Origin of the sequence: Cnuibacter sp. UC19_7 (assembly GCF_042699995.1) — a bacterium.
GTDB lineage: Bacteria > Actinomycetota > Actinomycetes > Actinomycetales > Microbacteriaceae > Cnuibacter.
The window spans coordinates 3,873,466-3,899,077 of record NZ_CP170560.1 but is presented as its reverse complement, the minus strand read 5'-3'; the positions used below and the strand labels follow the sequence as shown (position 1 = coordinate 3,899,077).

Annotated in this window: 27 protein-coding genes and 2 tRNA genes; 14 read left to right on the top strand and 15 right to left on the bottom strand. The window is 70.5% G+C overall.

The window, feature by feature from the left end:
- Nucleotides 1–288 precede the first annotated feature (288 nt).
- Complete coding sequence (locus ACFJGV_RS18730; protein WP_378145741.1) at nt 289–1,290, top strand: FRG domain-containing protein; 1,002 nt, start codon at nt 289–291, stop codon at nt 1,288–1,290.
- A gap of 235 nt (nt 1,291–1,525) precedes the next feature.
- On the opposite strand, the gene ACFJGV_RS18725 is transcribed toward ACFJGV_RS18730, so the two are convergent.
- Nucleotides 1,526–3,109, bottom strand: a complete 1,584-nt coding sequence (locus ACFJGV_RS18725) for a DUF4190 domain-containing protein (RefSeq protein ID WP_378145740.1) — start codon at nt 3,107–3,109, stop codon at nt 1,526–1,528.
- Between the two features lie 98 nt (nt 3,110–3,207).
- Between ACFJGV_RS18725 and ACFJGV_RS18720 the strand changes: the two genes are divergently transcribed.
- The 4 genes from ACFJGV_RS18720 (at nt 3,208) to ACFJGV_RS18705 (ending at nt 5,531) form a co-directional block, all read left to right on the top strand.
- Nucleotides 3,208–3,654, top strand: coding sequence for a hypothetical protein (locus ACFJGV_RS18720; protein ID WP_378145739.1), 447 nt, complete (start codon nt 3,208–3,210; stop codon nt 3,652–3,654).
- Nucleotides 3,655–3,660: 6 nt separating this feature from the next.
- Nucleotides 3,661–4,464: a nitroreductase family protein gene (locus tag ACFJGV_RS18715; protein WP_378145738.1), complete on the top strand. Its 804-nt coding sequence runs from the start codon at nt 3,661–3,663 to the stop codon at nt 4,462–4,464.
- Nucleotides 4,461–4,952: a hypothetical protein gene (locus ACFJGV_RS18710; RefSeq protein WP_378145737.1), complete on the top strand. Its 492-nt coding sequence runs from the start codon at nt 4,461–4,463 to the stop codon at nt 4,950–4,952. The genes ACFJGV_RS18715 and ACFJGV_RS18710 overlap by 4 nt, the downstream gene beginning before the upstream one ends.
- 93 nt (nt 4,953–5,045) lie before the next feature.
- Nucleotides 5,046–5,531 (top strand): Dps family protein, encoded by a 486-nt coding sequence (locus ACFJGV_RS18705; protein WP_378145735.1) that lies wholly within the window; start codon nt 5,046–5,048, stop codon nt 5,529–5,531.
- A gap of 114 nt (nt 5,532–5,645) precedes the next feature.
- Here the strand turns inward: ACFJGV_RS18705 and ACFJGV_RS18700 are convergent, their stop codons facing one another.
- From ACFJGV_RS18700 to ACFJGV_RS18680, 5 genes are read right to left on the bottom strand one after another with little or no spacing between them, the layout of a single operon-like run.
- Nucleotides 5,646–7,118, bottom strand: coding sequence for an amidohydrolase (locus ACFJGV_RS18700; RefSeq protein WP_378145733.1), 1,473 nt, complete (start codon nt 7,116–7,118; stop codon nt 5,646–5,648).
- Entirely contained in the window at nt 7,115–7,771 is a 657-nt protein-coding gene (locus tag ACFJGV_RS18695) for an FMN-binding negative transcriptional regulator (protein ID WP_378145731.1), read from the bottom strand. The genes ACFJGV_RS18700 and ACFJGV_RS18695 overlap by 4 nt, the downstream gene beginning before the upstream one ends.
- Before the next feature lie 4 nt (nt 7,772–7,775).
- Nucleotides 7,776–8,777, bottom strand: coding sequence for an Fpg/Nei family DNA glycosylase (locus tag ACFJGV_RS18690; RefSeq protein ID WP_378145730.1), 1,002 nt, complete (start codon nt 8,775–8,777; stop codon nt 7,776–7,778).
- Between the two features lie 3 nt (nt 8,778–8,780).
- Entirely contained in the window at nt 8,781–9,269 is a 489-nt protein-coding gene (locus ACFJGV_RS18685; protein ID WP_378145728.1) for a ribose-5-phosphate isomerase, read from the bottom strand.
- A gap of 9 nt (nt 9,270–9,278) precedes the next feature.
- Nucleotides 9,279–10,859 (bottom strand): AMP-binding protein, encoded by a 1,581-nt coding sequence (locus ACFJGV_RS18680; RefSeq protein WP_378145726.1) that lies wholly within the window; start codon nt 10,857–10,859, stop codon nt 9,279–9,281.
- Between the two features lie 63 nt (nt 10,860–10,922).
- On the opposite strand from ACFJGV_RS18680, the gene ACFJGV_RS18675 reads away from it, so the two are divergent.
- Nucleotides 10,923–11,720, top strand: a complete 798-nt coding sequence (locus tag ACFJGV_RS18675) for a DUF4184 family protein (RefSeq protein WP_378145724.1) — start codon at nt 10,923–10,925, stop codon at nt 11,718–11,720.
- Nucleotides 11,721–11,725: 5 nt separating this feature from the next.
- Here the strand turns inward: ACFJGV_RS18675 and ACFJGV_RS18670 are convergent, their stop codons facing one another.
- Nucleotides 11,726–12,649, bottom strand: coding sequence for an NAD(P)-dependent oxidoreductase (locus ACFJGV_RS18670; protein WP_378145722.1), 924 nt, complete (start codon nt 12,647–12,649; stop codon nt 11,726–11,728).
- Between the two features lie 16 nt (nt 12,650–12,665).
- Nucleotides 12,666–13,301 (bottom strand): DsbA family protein, encoded by a 636-nt coding sequence (locus ACFJGV_RS18665; protein ID WP_378145720.1) that lies wholly within the window; start codon nt 13,299–13,301, stop codon nt 12,666–12,668.
- 97 nt (nt 13,302–13,398) lie between these two features.
- Between ACFJGV_RS18665 and pepN the strand changes: the two genes are divergently transcribed.
- The 4 genes from pepN to ACFJGV_RS18645 are packed head-to-tail and all read left to right on the top strand — an operon-like array spanning nt 13,399 to nt 19,130.
- The gene (pepN, locus tag ACFJGV_RS18660) at nt 13,399–15,942 is read left to right on the top strand and encodes an aminopeptidase N (RefSeq protein ID WP_378145718.1); all 2,544 of its coding nucleotides are present in this window, start codon (nt 13,399–13,401) and stop codon (nt 15,940–15,942) included.
- A 9-nt stretch (nt 15,943–15,951) separates the two neighbouring features.
- On the top strand, nt 15,952–17,025 hold the full coding sequence (locus tag ACFJGV_RS18655; RefSeq protein ID WP_378145717.1) for a mechanosensitive ion channel family protein: 1,074 nt from the start codon (nt 15,952–15,954) through the stop codon (nt 17,023–17,025).
- On the top strand, nt 17,022–17,423 hold the full coding sequence (locus ACFJGV_RS18650; protein WP_378145716.1) for a globin: 402 nt from the start codon (nt 17,022–17,024) through the stop codon (nt 17,421–17,423). Before ACFJGV_RS18655 ends, ACFJGV_RS18650 begins: the two co-directional genes overlap by 4 nt.
- A 48-nt stretch (nt 17,424–17,471) precedes the next feature.
- Entirely contained in the window at nt 17,472–19,130 is a 1,659-nt protein-coding gene (locus tag ACFJGV_RS18645; protein ID WP_378145715.1) for an FAD-binding dehydrogenase, read from the top strand.
- A 421-nt stretch (nt 19,131–19,551) separates the two neighbouring features.
- On the opposite strand, the gene ACFJGV_RS18640 is transcribed toward ACFJGV_RS18645, so the two are convergent.
- From ACFJGV_RS18640 to orn, 4 genes are all read right to left on the bottom strand, one after another.
- Nucleotides 19,552–20,805, bottom strand: coding sequence for a D-alanyl-D-alanine carboxypeptidase family protein (locus tag ACFJGV_RS18640; RefSeq protein ID WP_378145714.1), 1,254 nt, complete (start codon nt 20,803–20,805; stop codon nt 19,552–19,554).
- A gap of 89 nt (nt 20,806–20,894) precedes the next feature.
- Complete coding sequence (locus ACFJGV_RS18635) at nt 20,895–21,245, bottom strand: metallopeptidase family protein (RefSeq protein WP_378145712.1); 351 nt, start codon at nt 21,243–21,245, stop codon at nt 20,895–20,897.
- Nucleotides 21,245–21,320 (bottom strand) — tRNA-His (locus tag ACFJGV_RS18630). Before ACFJGV_RS18630 ends, ACFJGV_RS18635 begins: the two co-directional genes overlap by 1 nt.
- 39 nt (nt 21,321–21,359) lie before the next feature.
- Complete coding sequence (gene orn, locus ACFJGV_RS18625; protein ID WP_378145710.1) at nt 21,360–21,980, bottom strand: oligoribonuclease; 621 nt, start codon at nt 21,978–21,980, stop codon at nt 21,360–21,362.
- An 86-nt stretch (nt 21,981–22,066) separates the two neighbouring features.
- Here orn and ACFJGV_RS18620 point away from each other — a divergent pair, with 86 nt between their 5' ends.
- Nucleotides 22,067–22,282, top strand: a complete 216-nt coding sequence (locus ACFJGV_RS18620) for an SCO4848 family membrane protein (RefSeq protein WP_378145709.1) — start codon at nt 22,067–22,069, stop codon at nt 22,280–22,282.
- Nucleotides 22,283–22,335: 53 nt separating this feature from the next.
- Here the strand turns inward: ACFJGV_RS18620 and ACFJGV_RS18615 are convergent.
- From ACFJGV_RS18615 to ACFJGV_RS18605, 3 genes are all read right to left on the bottom strand, one after another.
- A tRNA-Arg gene (locus tag ACFJGV_RS18615) sits at nt 22,336–22,408 on the bottom strand.
- A gap of 66 nt (nt 22,409–22,474) precedes the next feature.
- Complete coding sequence (locus ACFJGV_RS18610) at nt 22,475–23,350, bottom strand: hypothetical protein (protein ID WP_378145707.1); 876 nt, start codon at nt 23,348–23,350, stop codon at nt 22,475–22,477.
- 106 nt (nt 23,351–23,456) lie between these two features.
- Nucleotides 23,457–23,675, bottom strand: a complete 219-nt coding sequence (locus ACFJGV_RS18605; protein ID WP_378145706.1) for a hypothetical protein — start codon at nt 23,673–23,675, stop codon at nt 23,457–23,459.
- Between the two features lie 77 nt (nt 23,676–23,752).
- On the opposite strand from ACFJGV_RS18605, the gene msrA reads away from it, so the two are divergent.
- The 3 genes from msrA to ACFJGV_RS18590 all read left to right on the top strand — a co-directional run bounded on the left by msrA (nt 23,753) and on the right by ACFJGV_RS18590 (nt 25,612).
- Nucleotides 23,753–24,280, top strand: a complete 528-nt coding sequence (gene msrA, locus ACFJGV_RS18600; RefSeq protein WP_378145704.1) for a peptide-methionine (S)-S-oxide reductase MsrA — start codon at nt 23,753–23,755, stop codon at nt 24,278–24,280.
- A 167-nt stretch (nt 24,281–24,447) separates the two neighbouring features.
- Nucleotides 24,448–24,942, top strand: coding sequence for a single-stranded DNA-binding protein (locus tag ACFJGV_RS18595; protein WP_378145702.1), 495 nt, complete (start codon nt 24,448–24,450; stop codon nt 24,940–24,942).
- A 154-nt stretch (nt 24,943–25,096) separates the two neighbouring features.
- Complete coding sequence (locus tag ACFJGV_RS18590) at nt 25,097–25,612, top strand: DUF6993 domain-containing protein (RefSeq protein WP_378145701.1); 516 nt, start codon at nt 25,097–25,099, stop codon at nt 25,610–25,612.

Genomic DNA, 25,612 nt, shown 5'->3' with positions numbered 1-25,612 from the left:
AACGACCTTTCGGCGGTGGATCCTCCGTCCGAGGCCGGACGAAGGGCGGGCTACCGAGAACCTGCCCGGCGACACTGCACGATGCACCGTTGAAGATGCCCGCGCCGGGTCGGCAAACCCGCGATAAGCACCGTATGGTCGCCGATGAACCTGTGTCTCATAAGTCGACGTCACCGTAGTCGAACACCTCGGGCTATCTAGCGAAACGCAAGTACCCAGAAAGTGGGGGTGTACACAGGGGCAACTGCTTCGTCTATCGTCGATCAGCCGTCGATCTGGGGGGATCCAATGACGAATCTGCCAAACCGCTATGGGCCAGAGTTTCCTGGCGACTTTTTCTCAGCTCGCGAGCTGAACAGACACACTTCGGGGCTAGTCGATACCCCCGATCAAGTTTGGAGTGCTCTAACGGAGGAGCAGGGGCTCGATCTGCGCGACTGGAGCACCAACTCTCGAATCCGTGGGGCCACGGCCCAGGGACGCCTGTTCTTCCGGGGTCAGGCCGACGGCGGGTACGGCCTGTCATCCTCATTGCATCGTCTGATCGCGAACGAGAGCAGCACACCGCTATCGGAGGCACTCCTCGGTGAAGTCGAGGCAGCAATCATCGACGAAGCGGCAGGCCACGGTCTGCTGAAGGAGATCTCCCGGGGCGAACTGCTCATGATCTTGCAACATCACTCCGCTCCTACTCGGCTCTTAGACGTCTCATTGAAGCCCCTGGAAGCTCTGTACTTCGCGGTCGAGAAGTTGGACGCGCGCGACGGAAGATTGTTCGTGTTGTGGCTCAATGATCAGCCGGACCTGGTCCTGCGAGGTACGGACGAACTGCCCTGGACCACCTACGTTCGGCCCGGTGGCCAGGCGGCAGCGGAGTGGACTCAGTCGGTCAGGCTCGTGGACGAACAACCCCTCGATCCTCGAATGGTAGCCCAGCAGGGTCGATTTCTTGTTGGGGGCGTCCAACGCGCATACGCAAACCTCAACATGTGGCACACCCATCAGCTGCGCGTGTCGGAACGTCAGAAGATAAGCATGCTTTGCGTCGGCTTCTTCTCCTCTCCTCAGTCTTCCATGCAAGACACCAAGTGGCCCGCTCTGGGCTGGACGATCCGAATTCCATCATCCTGGAAAGCAGAGCTACGAGAGAGATTGGCTGCAAACGGGATCACCCACGACTCAATGTATCCGGACTTGGGGTCCATCGCCTGGCGAGCAGAGAGGGCCGCTCGAAACTCCTTGAGCTCGGGCGTACCCGCATCTGGACCGAACGTGAAACCTCCTTCATGAATCGATCTGCGATTCCGGCCCCGTCGCAGAGCGCTCTTCCGCCGCACGGGAGACAGACTGGACGAGGAAACCTGCCGTAGCCAAGATGTTCGGGGCCCGCCCAGCCAGGCATGTCTGGCGCGTCCCGGTGGCGGGCGGGGCCTCCCGTCATCCCCTCCACGTTCTGCTCTGCACGAAGGGGGCGGCCGTATCACGGTCGCCCCCTTCGTCGTCTCCGGGCCTCAGCCTCCGGTGCTCAGTACGTGAACACCGTCGACTGGTACGAGTAGCTCGGGCTGGTGTCGTACGTGATGTCGGTCGGATCGGCGACCGACCAGGCCTCCTGGAACGTGAGCGAGGCGCCGGGCGCGATCGGGTCGGTCGGCGGGATCACGTTGAGGTTCTGGCTCGGATCGGCGATGAGGGACGCGGTGGTCCCCTTCGAGGTGACGGTCGACAGCACGAACGGGGTGAGCCCGGTGCTGCTGCCGTTCGTGATGGTGATCGTGACGATGATGTTGTTCGCCTGATCGGCACCCAGCGTCGAGGCGGACGGGGTGAACGGCGCCGGCGCGGACACCAGCATGGTCACGCCGTCGTCGTACTCCACCTGCTGACCGAACTTCGCGGTGATCACGTCGTCGGACGGGATCGGGTCGGGTGTCGATGTGAAGGCGTCGTCATCGTCGGTGGGGAGCGGGGCGGGGGTGAACGTGTAGTTCTGGAAGTCGTCGATCGTGTCGTTGATCGGTGCGATGACGAGCACGTTCACGTAGATCACCTGCATCACGATGGTCGCGATGATGGCGACCCCCGAGACGATGGTGCCGATCAGGGCCATCGTCTTCCGGAGGTTCTTCATGACCAGGCCGACGATGCCGAGGATCAGGCCCACCACGCCCAAGAAGATGCCCACCCATCCCGCGAACGGCACGAACGCGAGCAGGAACCCGACGATGCCCACGATCAGGGCGGCGAGCCCGAAGCCGTTGAACCTGCCCCCTGGCGGCACCGGCGGCGCGCCGTAGGGCGACGGCGGCTGGGCGCCGTATCCGCCGACGTTCGCGGGCTGCCCGTAGCTCGGCGGCGCGCCGGGCGGGGTCTGACCGTAGCCCTGACCGCCAGGCGGAGTCTGGCCGTAGCCCTGCCCACCAGGCGGGGTCGAGGCGTAGGACTGGCTGCTCGTCGGGGCGGAGCCGAAGCCACCCGACGGCGGCACGGGCGCCGAGGGGGCGGACGAGGGGGGCGGAGTCGGAGCCGACCCCGGGACGGACGAGCCGTAGCCCACCGTGGGAGGTGCGGGAGGTGCGGGAGGCGTGGAGCCGGCGCCGCTCGAGAACGGGGTCGTCGGCGCCGTCGGCGGCGGGCTCGAGACGAAGGGAGTCGTCGGCGCGGTGGGCGGCGCGGGCGGAGCCGACGGCTCTGCGGCGCTGCCCTCGGCGGTCGCGGCCTCCTCGGCCGCCGCCGTCTCGCCGAGCGGCGGTTCCTCCGCGGCGGTGACCTCCTCGGTCACGATCTCGTCCGGAGCGACGGTGTCGCTCTCGGTGACGACGTCCTCGACCACGACACGGTCCTCCGGGGCGACGGGCTCGGACACCGGCACGTCGGCCGGCGTCGGATCCTCAGCGCCCTCCGAGGCGGACCTCTCCGCCGACGGCTCGGATCCCGCTGAGGGCTCAGATGCGGGCGCAGGGGCGCCCGGGTACGGCGGGAGATCGGGTGACGGCGGCGGCGCCGCGGGCGCGGACCCGATGCCGTCGGGCATCGGCGGGACCGGCGGCACCGGACTGCCGTTCCCTTCCTCGGGGCGGCGGGACGTGGGTTCCTGTGGATTCGTCACACTCCGAGTCTGGCATCCGCGTGGGCGCGATGCCACCCTTCCGGGGGCGCGCGTCCACCCACAGGGGGAAGAAGCGGAGACGCCGTAGGGTGAGGCACGTGCACCGGGAGCGTGACGACCAGCGACAGCGCCGAGCCAGGCGTGGAGCCCCCGCGCGGGCGCGGCAGGCGAAGGCACCGGTCGACCCGCATCCGCTCTTCGTGGCCGCCACGGCGAGCTACGCCGCGAACTGCGCACTGGGGACCGCCGTCGCCACGGGTCGCCTGCACACCGGCCGGGCGCACTGGGTGCACCACGCCCTCTACATCTGCACGAGCGCCCTCGCGGCCGCCGCGGCGACCTCGCTCCTCTGGAGCCGCAGCCGCGCCGGCTGGGCGCTGCTGCCGGCCGCGATCCCGCTGATCGCGATCCCGTCGGTGAGCGCCCGCACCCGAGGGCACGTGGGGATCGCCCTGAGCGCGGCTCCCTTCTTCGTGGGCGCTCTCGTCGCCTCCGCGCGCGGCCGGCGCCACGCCCCGAAGCAGAAGAACAAGAGGAAGAGGTAGCACGGCATGGAGTTCCTCGACGTCGTCAGGCGGCGCAAGACCACGAACGGCCCGTTCCTCCCCGACCCGGTGCGCCCGGAGCATCAGCGCCTGCTCATGGAGGTGGCCGGTCGCGCGCCGTCGCAGCTGAACAGCCAGCCCTGGCGGTTCGTGATCGTCGAGAACCGCGACACGATCGAGCGGGTCGCCGAGATCAGCGGTGAGAGCATGACAGAGGCAATGTCGAACGGGACGTTCTTCGAGCGCTACAAGCCGTACTTCCGGTTCAGCGCGGAGGAGATGGGCGAGAAGCGCAGCGGCATGCTGTTCGATCGCCTCCCCGCGGCGTTGAAGCCGTTCACGAAGCAGGTCTTCACTCCGCGCGGCCAGAAGATGATGAACACCTTCCGGGTGCCGCAGACGCTCGGCGAGGAGAACCGGAAGCTCGTCGCCGGCTCTCCGCTGCTGCTCGGCGTGATGCTCGACCGCAGTGAGTACCGACCGGGCGAGCTGTCGTCGTTCTACTCCGTCTTCAGCATGGGCGCGGCGATGGAGAACGTCTGGCTGACGACGGTCGAGCTCGGGATGGGGATCCAGTTCGTGTCGTTCCCGATGGAGGTGCCGGGCAAGTGGACGCAGATCGAGCAACTGCTCCGCGTGCCTGCCGAGCTGGAGCTGATGGCCGTCTACCGCCTCGGCTACGTGCCGCAGGAGCAACGGCGACCCGCCATCGACTGGTCGAGTCACGAACGCAAGCTCGCCTCACAGTATGTTTTCCGAGAGACCTGCGAGACCCCTCAGCAGGGATGGGACGATCCGGAGGACCGATGACCGACCACCTGCGCAGCGACGACTTCGACGACACCGAGTTCTCAGGTGAGCCCGCCCTCCTCGCCGCGCCCTGGCCGACCAAGGCCGCGTTCTGGCTCTGGCTGACCGAGGCGCTCATCGCGATCATCAACGGAGTGCTCGTGCTGAGCTACGGACCGACGCTCGCCGCCGGGATCGATCCATCGCTGGCGTCGACCACGACCGGGATCACCATCGCGGTGGGTGTGCTCCTCATCGTGGTCGCCCTGTTCCGCGCCCTGTGCGCCTTCTCGGTGCTGCGGGGACGTACGTGGGCGAAGTACACGCTCACGATCCTCGGGGTCATCGGCGTCGGGTCCGCCCTCACCCAGGTGACCACGGCGCCGGGCACCACCATCGCCTCGGTGCTCGTCACCATCGCGGCCATCGTCTTCATGTACCTGCCCGACTCGAACGCGTACTTCCGCCGCATCTCGGAGGAGCGCCTCGCGGCGAAGGCCCGAGGATAGCCTCGCCTCAGAACGGTTTAGCCCAGCCTTCGCTTGCTTGCGAGGAATTCTCCGCTGAGTAGCGTGGTTCCTACGCGAAGGAAGGACCGAACAATGAGCGAAGTCATCGTCACCCCGAAGAGCACCACCAACCCCGACGTCGCCGCCGCGGCTGCCCAGTTCCTGAGCCCCGTCGTCATTGAACTGCAGGCCCTCGCCGTCAACGGCAAGCAGGCGCACTGGCACGTGCGCGGCGCGAACTTCATCGGCGTGCACGAGCTGCTCGATGACGTGGTCGACCACGCGCAGGCCTACGCCGACCTCGCCGCCGAGCGCGTCGTCGCGCTCGGCCTCCCGGTCGACGCCCGCATCCAGACGGTGGCGGAGAAGACCACCGCCAAGCCGCTCAGCGCGGGCTTCCACAAGTCGGATGTGGTGATCGCCCAGATCATCGACCAGATCGACACCGCGCTCGCCGCCGTGAACAACGCGGTCAAGGAGCTCGACGAGATCGATCAGACCAGCCAGGACGTCGCGATCGAGATCGCTCGCGGTCTCGACAAGGACCGCTGGTTCCTCTTCGCGCACATCTCGGAGTGATCTGACACCTCTCACGAAGGGCGTGCATCCACGGCGGATGCGCGCCCTTCGTCGTCTCTCCGCAGCGTGACGGGCGCGGATGACCCAGACGGGGAGCGACGTGCGGAGCGGGAGCTACGCCTGGTGGGTCACGCGGCCCGCAACCATCGTCAGGCGCACCGGCATCGACCGGAGGCGCTCCCCCGTCGGATCGGCGGCGGCCTCACGCGGATCGTCGCCCACGACGACGAGGTCGGCGGGGTCGCCCACGTCGGGTCGCACGCGCCCCACCCGGGTCGATGCCGCGAGCGCCGTGTCGATGTCGATCGACTGCTCCGGATGCCACGGGGAACGGCCGTCTCGGGTGCGGGTGACGGCCGCGGCGATCGCGATCCACGGGTCCAGAGGCGCCACGGGCGCATCGGAACCCAGCGCGAGCCGAGCACCCGACCGCACGAGCGAGGCGAGCGGGAACGACCGCTCGGTGCGCCCGGCCCAGTACCGGTCGGCGACGTCGCGGTCGTCCATCGCGTGTTCGGGCTGCACGCTCGCCGTCACGCCGAGGGCGGCGAACCGCGGCACGTCGGAGGCGGTGAGCAGCTGCGCGTGCTCGACGGAGCCCGTGCATCCGACCGCCTCGATCGCGTCGAGCGCGATCTCACCGGCACGGTCGCCGATCGCGTGGACCGCGACCGTCAGGCCTCCCTCGTGGGCTCGGGCGAGCAGGGCGACGAGCTCGTCGGGCGCCACGGTCTGCATCCCGTGCGCGCCGTCGCCATGGAGGCCGGGGTACGGGTCGACGCAGTGAGCGGTACGGGTGTTCAGCGAGCCGTCGGTAATCACCTTGAACGGGCCGACCGTGACGAGGCCGTCGTCGTCGAGCGCGTCTCCGGTGCGCAGCCCGTCGGCGAGCGCGTGCTCGAGGTGGTCGGGGTAGATGCCGACCTCGACCCGGTGCATCGGCGGAGCGGCGGCGGTGCGGCGGCGCCAGTCGCCCGGGCCCCAGGCCATCTCGAGGTCGACGACTCCGACGATTCCGCGGGTGGCGGCCCGGCGTCCTGCCTGCTCGACCCAGCGGTCGAGGGTGGTGTCGTCGAGGTCGTCGAGTGCTCGATGCACGGCGAACGCGGCGTCCTCGCGGAGGAGCCCGTCGCCGTCGGCGCCGAACCGGCGGAGGGCGGCGGTGCTCAGCCACACGGCGTGGAGGTCGGCGCTCACGACCACGACGGGGACGTCGCCCGCCACGGCGTCGAGCATCGCGGCGACAGGCGCATCCGCCCACAGCGCATCGCGGAAGCCGACCGCGACGAACGGCCCGTCGTCGTCGGCGGGGCGCGAGCGCAGTCCCTCGCCGATCGCGGTCGCCGCCTCGAACGGCGACCCGGCGGAGCTCACGTCGAGCCGACGGGAGTAGGCGGCCCACTGCCCGACGTGCACGTGGTTGTCCCAGAGACCCGGGAGGAGGACGCCGTCCACCTCGATCAGCTCGTCGCCACGACCGTCGCCCGCCGCCACGATCCGCGTGATCACACCGTCGGTGCACTCGACGTCGAGCGGGGTCTCGTCGCCCGAGAACCGCGCTCCGCGGAGCACCGTCGTCGGGCTCATGCCCGATCCTCTCGCCCGAGGTCCGGATGCACACGCCGCATCTCGGCCGCGAGCGCCGGCTGCGCGTAAGGCCCGTCGCCCTCCAGCTCGGCGAGGACGGTCTCGACGACCTCGCTCGGCTTGTTCTGGCTCAGCTTCGCCTTCGCCACGACACGAGTCACGCGCAGGCGGAAGCCGACGGTGCCGGCGCTGATCCGATCGGCGTACTCCGAGTCGGCGAGCGTGCCCCGCATGAGGCGCGGCGACGGCTGCTCGCGCTCGAAGTGCTCGACGAGACGCTCGAGCACGGCGAGGTTCTCGTCGGCGGAGAGAATCTCGGGCGTGCCGTAGAGGTGCGCCGAGATGTGATTCCAGGTGGGCACCGACGGGGCGTCGCCGTACCACCCGGACGAGATGTACCCATGCGGACCCTGCACGATCACGACGATCTCGTGCTCCCCCAGCTCGTGGAGTCGCTCGTCGGGTCGGCCCACATGCGTGACGAGCACCAGCTCGTCGCTCTCGGGGCCGGTCGTCTCCTCCAGGAGGAACGGGTAGTGCGAGGCCACCAGCCCGTCGGCGGTGCGACTGACCATGGTGGCCCACGGATGCTCGCGCACCAGTCGGGCGATCTCGTCGCGTTCCGTGAGCGCGAAGCTCGGGTTCTCCCTCATGCGATCACACCTGATCCTTGGGGCACCAGTAGAGCTTGCGGGCGCCCATCTCCTCGAGCACGACGTTCGTTCCGCAGACGCGGCAGGGCAGCCCCTCGCGCTTGTACACCCAGTGGCGGTCGGCCCGGTTCGCCATCGCCTGCGCGAGCTGCTCGCCCGTCAGATCGTCGATCGTGAGCATCTGGCCGGTGCGCACACCGATGTCGAGCAGGTGCACCCAGTCGCGCCACAGCGCACGCAGCACGTCGGTGGGCACCGCCCGGCCGGGCGTGTGCGGGTCGAGCCGGGCGCGGAAGAGCAGCTCGGCGCGGTACACGTTGCCGATGCCGCTCACGACCGACTGGTCCATGAGAAGCAGCCCGATGGGCGTGGGCTTGCGCGACGCCACCTCGACGAAGCGCCGCTCGCCCTCGTCGAGATCGTCGACCAGCGGATCGGGGCCGAGCTTCGCCAGCACGGCCTCGACCTGGGGAGGATCGAGCACCTCGCAGGCGGTGGGCCCCCGGAGGTCGGCGACCGCGGTGTCGGTGAGGAGGCGCACGCGCACCTGGCCCACGGGTTCCGGCGGCCAGGTCTCGTACTCCGCCCCGGCCGACTCGCTCTCCGCCATGCGGAACCGCGATCGACGGGGCGCTCCGATGCTCGACACGGAGTCCTCCCCCGCGGCATCGTCGAGGTCGGTCCCCTCGTCGTCGGTCGGATCGGTGCCGCGCTGGTTCGTCTGGCCCATCCGCCCTGACGCGGACCGGATCGTCGCGTCGGTGGAGATGTCGCCGGCGAAGTCCCACGCGCCGTACATGCCGAGGTGCACCCGCAGCCACCGGTCGTCGTCGAAGCGGAGGAACATCTGCTTGCCCACGGCCTTCGCCTCGACCATGGTGTGGCCGTCGAGGAGCGCCGCGCCCGCGGCGAACCGCCCCTGCGGCGACGACGCGGTGACCCGGTGACCGACGAAGTTCTTGGCGAACTGGCGCGCGATGCGATGGACGGAATGACCCTCGGGCATGCGCTACTTCTCGATGACCTTCCCGGCGATCTCGCCGGTCGCCTCGTACTCGGCCAGCTGCGCGATGCGACGGACGTGGCGCTCCTCGAAGCTGAACGGCTCGGCGAGGAACAGGTCGACGAAGTGCAGCGCCTCCTCCACCGTGTGCTGACGGGCGCCGATCGAGATGACGTTCGCGTCGTTGTGCTGGCGGGCGAGCACGGCGGTCGCCTCGCTCCAGACCAGCGCTGCGCGGGCGCCCTGCACCTTGTTCGCGGCGATCTGCTCGCCGTTGCCCGAGCCGCCGAACACCACGCCGAGCGCCTCGACCCCGGCGCGCTGATCGTTCACCGTCGCCTGCGCGGCGTTGATGCAGAACGACGGGTAGTCGTCGATGGGGTCGTACTCGGTGGGGCCGTGGTCGACGACCTCGTGACCGGCGGCGGTGAGGTGCCCGTTGATGGTCCTGCTGAACTCGAGGCCGGCGTGGTCGGTGCCGAGGTGGATGCGCATGGCTCCAGCTTAGGGCGCGGGCCGGAGGTCCTTCCGGAGGATCTTGCCCGACGTCGACTTGGGCACGACGTCGATGAACTCGACCGCTCGCACCTTCTTGTGCGGTGCCACGAGACTCGCCACATGGGCCATCACCGCGGCCCCGTCGAGGTCGTCGTGACCGGCCGCGCGCACGACGAACGCCTTCGGGATCTCCTGCCCGTCCGCATCCGGAACCCCGATCACGGCGGCGTCGGCGATGGACGGATGCGCGAGCAGCACCGCCTCCAGCTCGGCCGGGGCGACCTGATAGCCGTGGTACTTGATGAGCTCCTTCACCCTGTCGACGATGCGGAAAGATCCGTCGGCGAGCACGACGGCCACGTCCCCGGTGTGGAGGAAGCCGTCGGCGTCGATGGTGCGCGCGGTGTCGTCGTCGTGTCCGAGGTAGCCGAGCATGACGTTCGGGCCCCGCACGGCGAGCTCGCCGGGCCGGCTCTCGCCCTCGTCTGGCACGTCGATGTCGTCACCGGTCTCGAGGTCGACGAGCCGGCACTCGACGTTCGCGATGGGCACGCCGATGCCGCCGAGCGAGAGGTCGTCGCGCTCCGGCGGGATGACGTGCGACACCGGGCTCAGCTCGCTCATCCCGTACCCCTGGCGCACCCGGACGCCGAGGCGATCGGCGACCGCGCCGGCCAGCTTCTCGTCGAGCGGAGCGGCGCCCGAGAGCAGAGCCCGAGCGCTCGAGAGGTCGTACTGGTCGACGAGCGGATGCTTCGCCAGCGCCACCGCGATGGGCGGCGCGATGAAGAGGTAGGTGCAGCGGTGGTCCTGGATGATGCGCAGGAACTCGGTGAGATCGAACCGGGGCATCGTCACCAGGCGGGCACGTCGGGAGAGCGCGAGGTCGAGCAGCACGGTCATGCCGTAGATGTGGAAGAAGGGGAGCACGGCGAGCACCACGTCGTCCGACTCGACGTCGAGCACCGGAGCGCACTGCACCACGTTCGCCACGAGGTTGCGGTGGCTGAGCCTCACTCCCTTCGGGAAGCCGGTCGTGCCCGAGGAGTACGGCATCACGGCGACGTGGGTCGCCGGGTCGATCCGGATGGCCGGCGCCGGCGCCCGCTCGGCGAGCAGATCGGCGAGCGACGGGTGCCCCTCCGCACCGTCGAGCACGATCACGCGGTCGCGGGCGATGCCCGCCTCCTCCGCCGCCGCGCCGGACTGCGGGAGCAGGGGGCTGACGGTGACCACCATCGTCGCCCCGGAATCCGTGAGCTGGCGCGCCACCTCGGCGGCGGTGTAGAGCGCGTTGACCGTGGTCGCGGTGGCACCGCTCCGGAGGATGCCGTGGAACGCGACGACGAACGCGGGCACGTTGGGCGAATGGAGCGCCACCACGTCGCCCGGACCGACGCCCCTCGCCGCGAGCGCGCCGGCGAACGCCTCGATCCGCGCCTTGAGCTCGCCGAACGTGGTCTCGGCTCCGCTCGAGCCGTCGACCAGGGCGACGCGGCCCGCGTCGTCGTCCGCTAGATCGGCGAACAGGAAGTCGAACACGCTGACGTCGGGGATGACCTCGTCGGCGTAAGGGCTGCGCATCATGGGTTCTCCTTCAGATCTCCATCGACCTGCTCGCATCGTATGCCCGTCGGCTACGCTCCACCCGTGCCGTTCACGCCGAGTCACGCCGTCGTGGCGATCCCCTTCGCCCGCACGCCGATCCCCGCGGTCGGAATCGCGGCCGGGGCGATGGCGCCGGACCTGCCCATCTTCCTGCCCGGGGGGAACGGCTACGCGCTCACCCACCAGGCGCCCTTCTTCCCGATCACCGGCCTGGCCATCGGTCTCCTGATCGTGATCGCGTGGCGCGTGCTGCTGCGCCCCTGGGCGAGCGCGCTCACCCCCGCCGCGATCGCCTCCCGGCTGCCGGCGGACTGGACGGGGACATGGCGAGACGGCCTCGCCTCCCTGCCGCGCAGCGCCTCCGGCGCGCTGCTGATGCTCGCGGCGATCGAGATCGGCGTCGTCACCCACGTGGTGTGGGATGCGTTCAGCCACGTCGGGCGACTCGGCGCGCGGCTGGTCCCCGTCCTCGACTCCGACGGGCCGCTCGACATCGCGTGGGCGTCGTGGGTGCAGTACGCCAGCTCGGCTCTGGGCCTCGTCGGGATCGTGGTGTGGGCGGCGCTGTGGCTCCGCCGCCGGCCGGAACGCCCTCTGCCCGCCGCGGATGCGCGGATCGCCGCCGCCGTGTGGGGGCTCGTCGCCGCGGCCACCGTCGTCGGCGCGGTCGTCGCCGCCGTGCGTGCCGCGGCGGCCGGGGAACCGTGGATCGACGTCGTCGTGTCCGTGCTCACCGGCGGCATCGGCGCCGCCGGACTCGCCCTGGTGCTCGCCGCCGTCGTCTTGACCATCCTCGGCACCGGCATGCGCCCGACCGGAGGCCCGCGCCGCCGGGCGTAGCGGCGTCAGTCCTCCTGGGCTGTGCCGTCCTTCGGCCGGGTCGGGGCCAGCGGCCCGCCCGAGCGGTCCTCGACGAGCCGCGCGCCCAGCAGCTCGCCGAGAACGGGTCCGTAGCGCTCCAGCGCCGCGTCGTGGACGAGCAGGCTCGCGTCGAGCACGCTCGCCTCGACCCCGCCGTCCGCCGCGAGCGCGGACACCGACCGCAGCTCGTCGACCACCCTGTCGATCGCGAAGTCCTCCATGACATCGCCCGCGAGGAGGTGGTGGACCTCGCTCTGGAGGACCCTGCTCGTGCCGGGACCGCTGCGCAGCAGCGCCGCCACGACATCCGGATCGAGCCCGGCCGACCGCGCCACGAGCAGGGCCTCCGTCGTCGCCAGCGCCTGGACGAACCAGAGCGCGTTCCCCAGCAGCTTCACCACGTGGGCCGAGGCGACGTCATCTCCGGCGCTCACGAGCCCCTCGCGAGCCCCGAGCCCACGGAGGAGCGGGGTGACTCGGTGCACCGCCCCCGGGTCGCCTGCCACGACGAAGTCGAGCGTCGCGGAGCGCGCCTCGGCGGGTCCACCCCGCATGGGCGCAGCCACCGATGCGACGCCCCGAGCCGCCGCCAGCAAGGCGATCTCGGCCGCGGCACGGGGGTCGTTGCTCGTCAGATCGAGCCAGACCCCACCTCGGTGAACGGCCTTCAGCAGCGACTCCTCACCACCCAGAGCGGCGACCACCTCCACCGGACCGGGCAGCACGGTCACCAACACGTCGAGGCCCGTGAGCTCACGGGCGTCGGTCGTCGCGGAGAGCCCCTCGGGCAGCGCGGCGACCGCGGCGGGATCGACGTCGTACGCGACGAGGTCGATCGCCTCGTCGCGGTGGAGGGCCTGCGCGATCGGGCCGCCCATGCGGCCGAGGCCGGCGATCCCGATGCGCATCCGGACGGCGTCGCGCTCAGTCGAACTGCGGGTCGCGGGTGCGCGAGCGCTTGAGCTCGAAGAAGCCGTCGAACGACGCCGCGGCGACGACGCCGTCCCACAGGGTGAGCGCCTGCTCGCCGCGGGGCGTCGGGCTGATGACCGGGCCGAAGAACGCCGTGCCGTTCACGGCGATGACCGGCGTGCCCACGTCGTTCCCCACGCGCTCGATCGCCGCGAAGTGCGAGGCGCGCATGGGCTCGTCGTACTCGTCGCTGTCGGCGTAGCGGGCGAAGTCGGCGGGGAGACCCACCTCCTCCAGCGCGCCGGCGATCACCGCATCCGAGTCGGTCGACCCACCCGGGTGGATGCGCGTGCCGAGCGCGTCGTACAGCGGCTTCACGATCTGCTGCCCGTGCAGCTCCTTCGCGGCGGCGACGAGCCTGGTGTAGCGGAGTGCGCGCGGGAAGAACGCGCGGTAGGACTCGGAGACGTCCTTGTCCTCGTTGAGCACGGCGAGGCTCATGATGTTCCAGGTGACGTCGAGGTCGCGGTGCGGGGCGACCTCGTCGACCCAGCGGGACGTCATCCACGCCCAGGGGCAGGAGGGGTCGAACCAGAATTCGACCGCGGTGGTTCCGGCGGCAACGGGAGCGGTGTTCTCAGAGGTCACCCACTCATCCTCGCACTAGGCTGGGCGGCGATGGCGCGGCGATCCCGTGTCCGTCGACGCCCACCGCATCCAGCAAGTACAAGGAGTGTGCGACCAAGTGCCTGGCGAGAACCTCACCCGCGACGAAGCCCGAGAGCGAGCCGAGCTGCTGGAGGTGAGGAGCTACGACGTGGTGCTCGATCTCACCACCTCCCCGGAGACGTTCCGCAGCACCACCACCGTCCGGTTCACCGCTCGCGAGGGGGCGTCGACGTTCATCGACGCGATCACCCGCACCGTGCATGCCGTGACGCTCAACGGCCGCTCGCTCGACCCGGCCGTCGTCGCCGACGGCGTGCGCATCCAGCTCGACGGTCTCGCCGCCGAGAACGAGCTCGTGGTCGACGCCGACATGATCTACACGAACACCGGCGAGGGCCTGCACCGGTTCGTCGACCCGGTCGACGACGAGGTCTACCTGTACTCGCAGTTCGAGGTGCCCGACTCGCGGCGCATGTTCGCCGTGTTCGAGCAGCCCGACCTCAAAGCGGAGTTCACCTTCACCGTCACGGCGCCCGACTACTGGGAGGTCGTCTCCAACTCCCCCACGCCCGAGCCCCTGCCCGGCGCCGACTCCACCGCGACGTGGACCTTCGAGCCCACCCCCCGCATCTCGTCGTACATCACCGCGCTCGTCGCCGGCCCCTACATCGTCGAGCGCAGCGAGCTCACCAGCGCCGACGGCCGCACCATCCCGCTCGGCGTGTTCAGCCGCGCCTCGCTCGCCCAGTACATGGACGCGGACTACATCTTCGAGAAGACCCGCGAGGGCTTCGCCTTCTACGAGGAGCAGTACGACTTCCCGTACCCCTTCGCCAAGTACGACCAGCTGTTCGTGCCCGAGTTCAACGCGGGCGCGATGGAGAACGCGGGTGCGGTGACCTTCACCGAGACCTACGTCTTCCGCTCGAAGGTGACGGATGCGGTGCGCGAGCGCCGCGTGGTCACGATCCTCCACGAGCTGGCCCACATGTGGTTCGGCGACCTCGTCACCATGCGCTGGTGGAACGACCTCTGGCTGAACGAGTCGTTCGCGGAGTACATGTCGACGCTGGCGACCGCTGAGGCGACGGAGTGGAAGGAGGCCTGGACCACCTTCGCCGCCATGGAGAAGAGCTGGGCGTACCGCCAGGACCAGCTGCCCTCGACCCACCCGATCGTCGCTACGATCAACGACCTCGAGGACGTCCAGGTCAACTTCGACGGCATCACCTACGCCAAGGGCGCCTCCGTGCTGAAGCAGCTCGTCGCCTGGGTCGGGCAGAAGGAGTTCATGGCCGGCGTCGCCGCGTACGTGAACAAGCACCAGTTCTCGAACACCGTGCTGAACGACCTCCTCGTCGAGCTCGAGGCCACCAGCGGCCGCGACCTCGCCTCCTGGTCGAAGCTCTGGCTCGAGACCGCGGGCGTCAACACGCTGCGCCCGGAGTTCTCGGTCGACACCGACCAGCGCTTCACGTCGTTCGCCGTGCTGCAGGAGGCCCCGGCCGACTACCCCACGATCCGCCCGCACCGTCTCGCGATCGGCTTCTACTCGCTGCAGGACGGCACGCTCGTCCGCACGCACCGGGAAGAGCTCGACGTCGACGGCGAGCGCACCGAGGTGCCGCAGCTGGTCGGCATGACACGTCCCGACCTCGTGCTGCTGAACGACGACGACCTCGCCTACGCGAAGATCCGGCTCGACGAGGCGTCGCTCGATGTCGCGATCGAGCACCTCGCGTCGATCGAGAACCCGCTCGCCCGCTCGCTGGTCTGGGGCTCCGTGTGGGACTCCACGCGCGACGCCGAGACCCGCGGCCGCGACTTCGTGCGCCTCGTGCTCGGCAACATCGCGACCGAGACCGAGTCGACGACCATCCGCACCGTGCTGGGGCAGCTCGTGCTCACCGCCACCCAGTACGTCGCTCCGGACGCGCGCGACGAGACCGTCGCGATGGCCGCCACCGCGCTGTGGAAGCTCGCCCTCGCGGCCGAGTCCGGGTCGGATGCGCAGTTCCAGTTCGTGAAGGTCTTCGCGGCGCTCGCCGGCACCGACGAGCAGCTCGAGAACGTCTCGCACCTCCTCGACGGCACCATCGAGCTCGACGGGCTCGACATCGACACCGACCTGCGCTGGGAGCTGCTCATCGCCCTCGTCGCGGGCGGCAAGGCCGGAGCCGACGAGATCCAGGCCACCCTCGACGCCGACAACACCGCATCCGGTCAGCAGTCGGCCGCGCACGCGCGCGCCGCGATCCCCACGGTGACCGCGAAGGAGGCCGCGTTCGCGTCGCTCGTCGACGTCGACACCGCCCCGAACGCGATCGTCCGCGCCACCGGGCTGGGCTACCAGCGCGCCGCCGACCCGTCGGTGCTCGAGCCGCTGGTCGCGCCCTACTTCGATGCGCTGCAGCGCATCTGGGACACCCGCAGCTACGCCATCGCGGCGTCGGTGATCAACGGCCTCTACCCCTCTCCCCTCGCGAACGAGGCGCTCCGCGATGCGACCCTCGCCTGGCTCGACAAGAACCCCGAGCCGCCGGCGCTGCGACGCATCCTGATCGAGAACCTCGCCGGAGTGGAACGGGCACTGGCCGCGCAGGCCCGCGACGCCCGATAGGAGCGGCCTATGACGTGGGACTCCTTCTGGACCGGTGTCGGCACCTTCCTGACGGACTGGCGCATCCCCCTGACGATCCTCCTCATCCTCGTGGTGGCGGTGGTCGGGCGGCTGATCCTGCTCTCGCTCGTGCGTCGGCTGGTCGACCAGGTCGTCCGGGGCGTCAAGCGGAAGCAGAACGTCACCGACACGCAGGCGCTGCAGGCGCAGGCGTCGCCGCTCGCCGCGGTGCGGGTCGTGCAGCGCACACGGACGATCGGGACGGTGCTCACCAACGTCATCAACGTGACGGTGGTGATCGTCGCGGTGGTGTGGGTCGTCACGACGATCGATCCGAACATCCTCGGGTCGCTCGCCCTGCTCACGGCCGCCCTCGGCGCCGGGCTCGGGTTCGGTGCGCAGAACATCGTGAAGGACGTCCTGAACGGCCTCTTCATGGTGTTCGAGGACCAGCTCGGGGTCGGTGACGTCGTCGACCTCGGGCCGGCGACCGGCGTGGTGGAGCGGGTCGGCATCCGCATCACGACCGTCCGCGACGTGAACGGCACCCTGTGGTTCGTGCGCAACGGCGAGATCCTGCGGGTGGGCAACATGTCGCAGGGCTGGTCCCGCGTCATCATCGACCTCGCCGTGCCCTACGACAGCGATCTGGACGCGGTGCAGGACCGCATGCTGCAGGTGGCGGTCGACATGTCCGAGAGCACCAAGTGGCGCTCTCGCATCCTCGAGCGTCCGGAGATCTGGGGACTGGAGTCGATCTCGGCGGAGGCCCTCGTCATCCGTCTCGTCGTGAAGACGCGCAGCACCGCGAAGGACGACGTGGCCCGCGAGCTGCGCGCCCGGCTGAAGAGCGCGCTCGACGCCATGGGGATCACGCTGCCCTCGCTCAACACCGTCGTGCTGACGGGCTTCGAGGAGGCGACCAGCGTGCGTGGAGCGCGTCCGCCGAAGACCACGCCGGTGCCGACGAGCGGCGACGCGCCGGCCGCGGGCACGTCCGCGCCGCACGGGTCGCGCGGGTCGCGACGCCCGTCGAAGCCGGGCAAGGGCAGCACCGGCGACACCGGAGGAGATGCCACATGAGCGACGTCCCCGCCCTTCCCGGGCGCTCGTTCTTCGACCAGGTCGGCGGGCACGAGACCTTCGAACGGCTCGTGCGCGAGTTCTACCGCGGTGTCGCCGACGATCCCGTGCTGGCGCCCATGTACCCGCCCGACGACATGGAGGGCGCCATCACGCGCCTCACGATGTTCCTCGAGCAGTACTGGGGCGGTCCGGGCACCTACAGCGAACAGCGTGGGCACCCGCGGCTGCGCATGCGGCACATGCCGTTCAAGGTCAACCCGGATGCGCGCGACCGCTGGCTCGCCCACATGCGCGTGGCCGTCGACTCGCTCGCGCTGTCTCCGCTCGACGAGGAGATGCTCTGGGACTATCTCGAACGTGCCGCGCATGCCATGGTGAACACGTTCGAGGAGTGAGACTGCGGCCCACGCGGCCGTGACGGGACAAGACGCGAAGGAGCGCCCATGGGTTCGACCAGCTCGACCGATGTCGTGATCGTGGGCGCCGGCCTGTCCGGACTCGTGGCCGCGTGCGAGGCGCTCGACGCCGGCCGCCGGGTCACGATCGTCGACCAGGAGCCGCGCGCCAACCTGGGCGGCCAGGCCTGGTGGTCGTTCGGCGGGCTGTTCCTCGTCGACAGCCCCGAACAGCGTCGCATGCGCGTACGCGACTCGCTCGAGCTCGCCCGCCAGGACTGGTTCGCGTCGGCCGGGTTCGACCGCCCCGAGGACGCCTGGCCGAGGCGCTGGGCCGAGGCCTATCTCGACTTCGCCGCGGGCGAGAAGCGGTCGTGGCTGAGGTCGCTCGGGGTGTCGTTCTTCCCTGTGGTCGGCTGGGCCGAGCGAGGCGGAGGGACCGCCCGCTCGCATGGCAACTCCGTGCCCCGCTTCCACATCACCTGGGGCACCGGCCCGGGGATCGTCGAGCCCTTCGCCGAGAAGGCCCTCCAGGCCGAGCGCGAGGGACGTCTGCGCCTGCGGTTCCGTCACCGCGTCGACGAGCTCGTCGTCACCGACGGTGCGGTCGTGGGTGTGCAGGGGTCGGTCCTCACTCCGTCTCCCGCTTCGCGCGGCGAGGCCAGCTCGCGTGAGGTCATCGACGAGTTCACCATCAGCGCGGGCGCGGTCGTCGTCGCGGCCGGCGGCATCGGCGGCGACCACGACCTGGTCCGGCGGATGTGGCCCTCGCGCCTCGGAACGCCGCCGGCGCGCATGCTGTCCGGCGTCCCCGCCCACGTCGACGGCAGGATGCTCGGCATCGCCTCCGACGCCGGCGCCCACCTCATCAACGGCGACCGGATGTGGCACTACACGGAGGGGATCGAGAACCACTCCCCCGTCTGGGAGCGGCACGGCATCCGCATCCTGCCCGGCCCGTCATCGCTCTGGCTCGACGCGACCGGACGGCGCCTGCCCGTACCGCTCTTCCCGGGCTTCGACACGCTGGGCACGCTCGAGCACATCCTCGCCACCGGATACGACCACAGCTGGTTCGTGCTCACCCAGAAGATCATCGAGAAGGAGTTCGCGCTCTCGGGCAGCGAGCAGAACCCCGACCTCACCGGTCGCGACCTCGGACTGCTCGCCCAGCGCGTCCGCCCGGGCGCCCCCGGGCCCGTGGAGGCGTTCAAGGAGCGCGGCAGCGACTTCGTGGTGGCCGACTCGCTCTCGTCGCTCGTGGAGGGCATGCAGGCGCTGGAGCCCTCCGGGCCGCTGTCCGCCTCGTCCGTCGTCGAGGAGGTGGAGGCGCGCGACCGCGAGATGGCGAACGAGTTCACGAAGGACGCGCAGATCACCGCCCTGCGCGGGGCGCGGAAGTACCTGGGCGACCGCCTCATCCGCGTCGCGTCGCCGCACCGCCTGCAGGATCCGGCCGCGGGGCCGCTCATCGCCGTGCGCCTGCGTGTGCTCACCCGCAAGACGCTGGGCGGCATCGAGACCGACCTCACCGGGCAGGCCCTGTCCGCCTCGGGAGCCCCGGTGCCGGGCCTCTATGCGGCCGGCGAGGCGAGCGGCTTCGGTGGCGGCGGCATGCACGGCTACCGCTCCCTGGAGGGCACCTTCCTCGGCGGCTGCCTCTTCTCGGGCCGCACCGCCGGCCGAGCCTCCGCCCGCGCTCTCTGACCCGCCCGCCCGCTCGCTTACACGCGGTGCGCGTCGACTCGCGAGAGTGCGCCCTCCGCGCACTCGAGTCGCGAGAAGGCGCCCTTCCCGGGGCCCTGAAGGGGCGTGTTCTCGCCGTTCGGCGGACGGCGGTGAGAAGACCGCGAACGCCGCTCGCCGGAGTGACGGTCACAAGGTACCGTCAGGCGTCGCACGGCGCGATCTACGCCGCATGTGCACTCTGACGCGACCTTTCGACGGCCACCCTTCGCCGGGAACCCACCCGCGTACGGCCCCCGCCCCGGGTGCCAACTCCGGAAATCCGGCCCCGCATGAGCCAACTCCGGACTTCTCACGGCGCGTCGGCGGGAAAGTCCGGAATTGGCACGGCATAGACGGGGGCCGCAATGCCGCGCGACTGCGGCCCTGCAGACGCGGGCGCTCAGGAGAAGCGGGAGTCCAAGAAGGTGCTGATCATCGGGATGGGGTGGGTGAGGCGCCAGAGGGGGCCGGGCTCGGCGAGGCGGGCGTCGAGCTGCAGGAGGACCGTGATGGTGCCATCGGGGGTGTCGACCGAGACCGTGCCCACCTGCTGGCCCGCCGAGCCGCTGGTGAGGGGCTGGACGTCGACGGTGTAGGTCAGCGGAGCGGTGGTCCACAGCATCCGCGACTCGGTGCCCATCGCGACGGCGTGGGCGGTCTCGCCCCACGGGGTCGTGTAGACGGCGAAGGTCTGTCCCTTGGTGACGATGGCCGTCTTCGTGAGGGTGGCGGTGGCCGAGGTGGAGAGCGCCTCGAGATCGGCGTCGAGGGTGTCCCAGTCGGGCTCGCGGAGGAAGGCGCCGTAGAGGGTGACCTGGTCGCCGTCGGCGGGGGTCACGTCGAGAGCGAAGAGGAAGCAGAGCCCGGCCTGGTCGGTGTAGCTGAGCGACAGCCCGCGCATCCCGAGATCGGCGGCGTGCACAGCCAGGTTCTGCACGCGCCGGTTGCCGCTCACGGTGGCGTCCGGCAGCGCCATCAGCTCGGCGATGGCCGGGTCGGCGAAGGCGAGCGCGCTGATACGGGCGAGGTCGGATGCGGTGCCGACGTCGCCCTCGTCGAGCCCCGTCGCGTCGACGAGCTGCACGCTCGAGAGCCCCTTCTCGGTGAGCCACGACTGCGCGGCGGCCAGGTAGCCGTCGATCGAGCCGAACGCCCAGCGGGCGAGCACATCGGAGTGGGCGTTGCTCGACCCGAGGAGCATCGCGGTCAGCACGTCGCGCTGCGACCACTGCTCGCCCGTGATCATCGGCACCGCGCGGCTGCTCTCGGTGATGTAGCCGAGGAAGCCGTCGTAGTCCTCGCGGCTGATCGTGATGGCGGGCCCCTGGTCGCCCGCGGCGAGCGGCTTCGCGTCGAGCACGACGAGCGCGGTGATGACCTTCACGGTCCCGCCCAGGGGCACCGCCTCGGTCAGGCCTGCGGCCGCGAGCGGCGCCGTGGAGTCAGCGCCGATGACGGCGCTCGCACCCTCGGTGGGCATCGTCGGCAGACCGGCGGGGGCGACCTCGGCCGAGGGGTCGACCGTGCTCGCCTCGGCGGTCGGCAGCGGCCCGACGAGCGTCGCCGGCCCGTAGACCCCCACCGCGAGTATGAGGACGGCGCCCAGCACCACGACGACCACCCTGATCGCCTTGCGACCCGCGCTCCCTGCCATGCCCTCCAGGCTAGGTGGAGCATCCGTCGCCGGGCCGTCAGCACGCCGAGAGCTGGACGACCCCGGTCACCCGGGCGTGCGGCGGAGCGTCAGCCCCAGCCGAGCTCGTGCAGCTTCGCGTCGTCGATGCCGTAGAAGTGCGCGATCTCGTGCACGAGCGTGACGTGCACCTGATCGCGCAGCTCGTCGAGCGACTCGCAGATCGCGAGGAGCGGCTCGCGGAACAGCGTGATGCGGTCGGGCATCTCGCCGAACCCGTACTGACCCCGCTCGGTGACGGCCACGCCGTCGTAGAGACCGAGGAGGTCGAGAGAGCCGTCTTCCGGCCGGTCTTCGACGACGAACACGACGTTGTCGAGCCCGTCGAGCATGTCGTCGGGCAGCTCGTCGAGCTCATCGGCGACGAGCTGCTCGAACTCGTCGGCACTCAGGTCGATCATGGGGTGAGTAACGGGACTCGAACCCGCGACATCCGGCACCACAAGCCAGCGCTCTACCAACTGAGCTATACCCACCATGGTCGCTGCCCCGAGGGGCAACGACAAATCATCTTATTACATGTGAGCGGAGAATTCGCGCACCACGTCTGCGGCGACCTCCTTGAGCTCGGTCGACGTCGGCCCGGGCTCGGCGATGAAGACGGCCTTGCGGTAGTACTGCAGCTCGCGGATGGACTCGAGGATGTCGGCCAGCGCGCGGTGACCGCCCGCCTTCTCAGGGGCGTTGAAGTACACCCGCGGGAACCAGCGGCGCGACAGCTCCTTGATGCTCGACACGTCGATGCTGCGGTAGTGCAGGTGCCCGTCGACGCGGGGCATGTACTTCGCGAGGAACGACCGGTCGGTGCCGATCGTGTTGCCCGCCAGCGGCGCCGACTGCTCCCCCGGCACGTGCTTGAGGATGTACTCGAGCACCTGGTACTCGGCGTCGGCGAGGCTTACGCCGTTCGGGATCTCCTCAGCCAGCCCGCTCGTCTCGTGCATGTTCCTGACGAAGTCGCCCATGTTGTCGAGGGCGGAGGCGTCGGGCTTGATGACGATGCTGAAGCCGGGGTCGACGAGGTCCAGGTCGAAGTCGGTGACGACGACCGCGACCTCGACGAGCTCGTCGATCTCGAGATCGAGCCCCGTCATCTCGCAATCGATCCAGACGAGACGGTCGGACAGTGAACTCATGGGTGAAGTCTAGTCACGCGCCTCCGACGCCCCGGCGGGAGGCCCCGACGGCCGATCGCGGACTCGCCCGCTCCTAGACTCGAGGGGTGATCGTGACCCTCGCCGTGCTGCTGTTCGTCAACGCCGCCTGGAACCTCATCGTCTGGCCGCAGTTCTTCAAGCGGGTCAACCGCGATCCCCGTGCTCGCGACTCCTCGGGCCGACCGACGCGGTTCCTCATGGTGCACGCGGTGCTCATCGGCATCTCGCTGCTGCTCGCCGTCGTCTCGGCCATCGTCGGGATCGTGGCCCTCGTCTCCTAGCCGCGACCGGCGGAGCTCCTCGCCGCGACCGGCGGAGATGCCCCGCCTCACGGTGCCCCCGGCAGGAATCGAACCTGCGACCAAGAGATTAGAAGGCTCCTGCTCTATCCGCTGAGCTACGGGGGCGGCCTGATCCAGGCTACCGGATGCGCCTGCCGCCGGCCTGTGCGGGCTGGACGGCAGTGACTCGCGTCAGGCCTTCGACGACTCGCGCGGCGGGAAGGCGTTGACCGGCGGCGGCACCGCCGCGCCGCTCACCCCGGGATCGACGGCGTCGAGCTCGCTGAGCAGCGGGTCGGTCGCCGCCACCCGCGAACCGCGCCCGGCCGCGACCTGCTGCACCGTGGGCCGCGGGTCGCTCGTGGGCGGCAGCGGGGCGGCGGGCGAGACCGCCGCCGACGCGAGCGCCGCGGTCGACGTGCTGAAGCGCTCGTCGAGACGGATGGCGGGCTCGGTGGGGGCGCCGGAGCGCGAGGCCGACTGCGTGGATCCGCTCGGCCGGGCGAAGCGGTCGTGGTGCCGCTCGGCCACCCAGCGGTCCTGGTCGGCCAGCAGCGAGCTCTCGCTCGTGGTGTCCTCGGTGGACCAGCGCTCGAGGTCGCTCTGGAACACGCGGCGCGCACGGCCGGGGCGCTGCTGCCACTCGACGAGACGATCGCGGAACTCGATGACGGCAGGCTCGACCTGGTACCCGAACGTCGCGGAGTTGCGCTTCATCTCGGCCAGGGCGTGCGACGCCCAGTTGGCGGCGACGTCGGCGCCCTTGATGGGAAGCAGCCGCACCTGGATGTCGGCCTGCCCGCTGGCGCGGTCGGAGAGGATCTGCTCCTGCGGAGTGAGCGAGTTCCAGACGGCCGCCTGCTCCGCCGCGTCGATGAGCGAGGCGATCGCGGCGATCTTCAGCTCGCGGTCGTGCTTGGCGAGGAGGCTCCTCACGGCGCCCCTGGCGATCAGCGCGGCGAGCACACCCGCGACGAGGATCGCGATCGCCGGCATGACGATGCCGGAGACGACGTACGCGCCGGTGTCGCTCCCGAGCCACCCGACGAACCCATTCCACCATTCCATGCGCCGCACGATACCTCCGCGTCGCCCGCCCGAGACGACGACGAGCCGACGACGGCCGAATCGTGATCAGGCCGAGGGCGGCCGGAGCCGTCAGCGAGGCGAGCCCTCAGCGCAGGGCGCGCGCGGCGTCCTCCCGGTCGTGGAACTCGCCGATGGGCAGCGTGGCGATCGCGGGCGACACCGCGACGAGGCGCGTCGCCGCGTACCTGAGGTGGCCGCCGGGCCGGGTCTCCTCGACATAGCCGAGGACACGGCCGTCTGCCGCGCTCACCCGCCAGTACCCCTCGCGGATGCGCCGGAGCGCTGAAGCCGTCGCCGTCGCCATGATCGCCTCCCGTCATCTGTGGTCATGACGCTACGGGCGACCACCGACACCGGAGACGGAGGTCGTAGGCTCGGAGCATGCACACCTTCGTTCTCGCCGGCGGCTGCTTCTGGTGCCTCGACGCCGTGTACCGCACTCTCCGTGGCGTCCAGGACGTCGTCTCCGGTTACACCGGCGGCACGGCGGCCGACCCGAGCTACGAGCTGGTCTGCACAGGCACGACCGGGCACGCGGAGGCCGTCGCCGTGACCTTCGACCCGGAGGTCATCCCCGACGAGGTCATCCTCGACGTGTTCTTCACGCTGCACGACCCCCGCCAGCTCAACCGCCAGGGCAACGACGTCGGCACGCAGTACCGCTCCGCGATGTTCTACGCCGACGACGAGCAGAAGGCGCTGTTCGAGGCCGCCCGCGATCGAGCCGGCGAGCTGTGGGACGGCGGAGTCGTCACGACCATCGAGCCGCTCGGCGCGTACTACGACGCCGAGGACTACCACCAGGACTTCTTCGCCAAGAACCCCGGCCAGGGCTACTGCATGGCCGTCGCCGTGCCGAAGGTCAACAAGGTGCGGAAGGCCTACGCGAGCTACATCAAGGCCGCCTGACCCGCTCCTGCACCCAGGGCGCTCATCACCCCCGCCCGCTCCTGCACAACAGGGGCGTTCACGCCGGTTGTCCACGGATGCGCGCTGCCGCTCCCGTGCGCCGGTCGCTCTCGCGAGACTCGGGACGAGCATCCGCTCGACACCCTGATCGCGAAGGAGCACCACCGATGAACGACACCCTCACCCTCACCGGGATCGTGGCGACCGACCCGCAGTCCCGCACCACCACGAGCGGCGTCCAGATGACGAGCTTCCGACTGGCGTCGTCGCAGCGCCGCTTCGACCGTGCCGCGGGGCGCTGGATCGACGGCGACACCAACTGGTACTCCGTGACGGCGTTCCGCCACCTCGGCTCGAACGCGGGCCGATCGCTCGTCAAGGGAGATCGCGTGATCGTGGTGGGCCGGCTGCGCATCCGCCAGTGGGAGCAGGCGGAGCGGTCGGGCAGCTCGGTCGACCTCGAGGCCGACACCATCGGGCACGACCTGTCGTGGGGCACGTCCGTCTACAGCCGGGTGCGCACGACAGCCCCCGAGCACGGCCCGGGCGCCGGTTCCGGCTCCGGCGCCGCCGCCGAGGAGTCGTTCCCCGAGACCGTGCCCGACACGGCGGCCGGCGCCCTCGTGCCCGCCCCTCGCGAGGCGGAGCCGGTGCCGTTCTGAGCTGCTCTCGTCCGCGGCGGCGAGGGCTAGGCGGTCGCCCGAGGCGGCCGCATCCAACGCACCACGCCTCAGCACGTTCCCAGGGGCGAGCGCGGGCCGAACGCATAGACTGCCGGAGATCCCCGCGCAGCACCGCACTCGAGAGGAACACGCGATGCCCATTCTCCCCAGCGGGGATGCCCGTCCGTCCACCAGGTCACGCCTGAGGATCGCGGCACCTCTCGTGCTCGCCGCCGCCCTGGGCCTCGCGCTCGCCGGCTGCACGCCCGACGCCGCTCCGTCGCCCAGCCCGACGACCGACGTCGCCACGCCGACCCCCACCGAGGCCGCGCCTCCGCCCGCCGCGGTGTACGACCCGAACGCGGGCGCCGCGGCGAACAAGCCGGTCTTCGACCAGCTCAACCAGGGGGTCATCGCGGCCAACCCGAACGCGGGCGGCGCCGACTTCATCGTCACCCTCCGCAACGCGGGCTTCGACGGCAACGCCATGCAGCTCACGCCCGACATGACCACGGTGGGCGTCAAGGCCGACTCGGTGCAGTTCTCGGTGCGGCTCTCCGACGGCTGCCTCATCGGCCAGTACGGCCAGGGCACCTACGAGAGCCAGGTCATGCCCGTGCTCGGCACCGGCGGGTGCCTGATCGGCCAGACCCGGCCGATAGACTTCTAG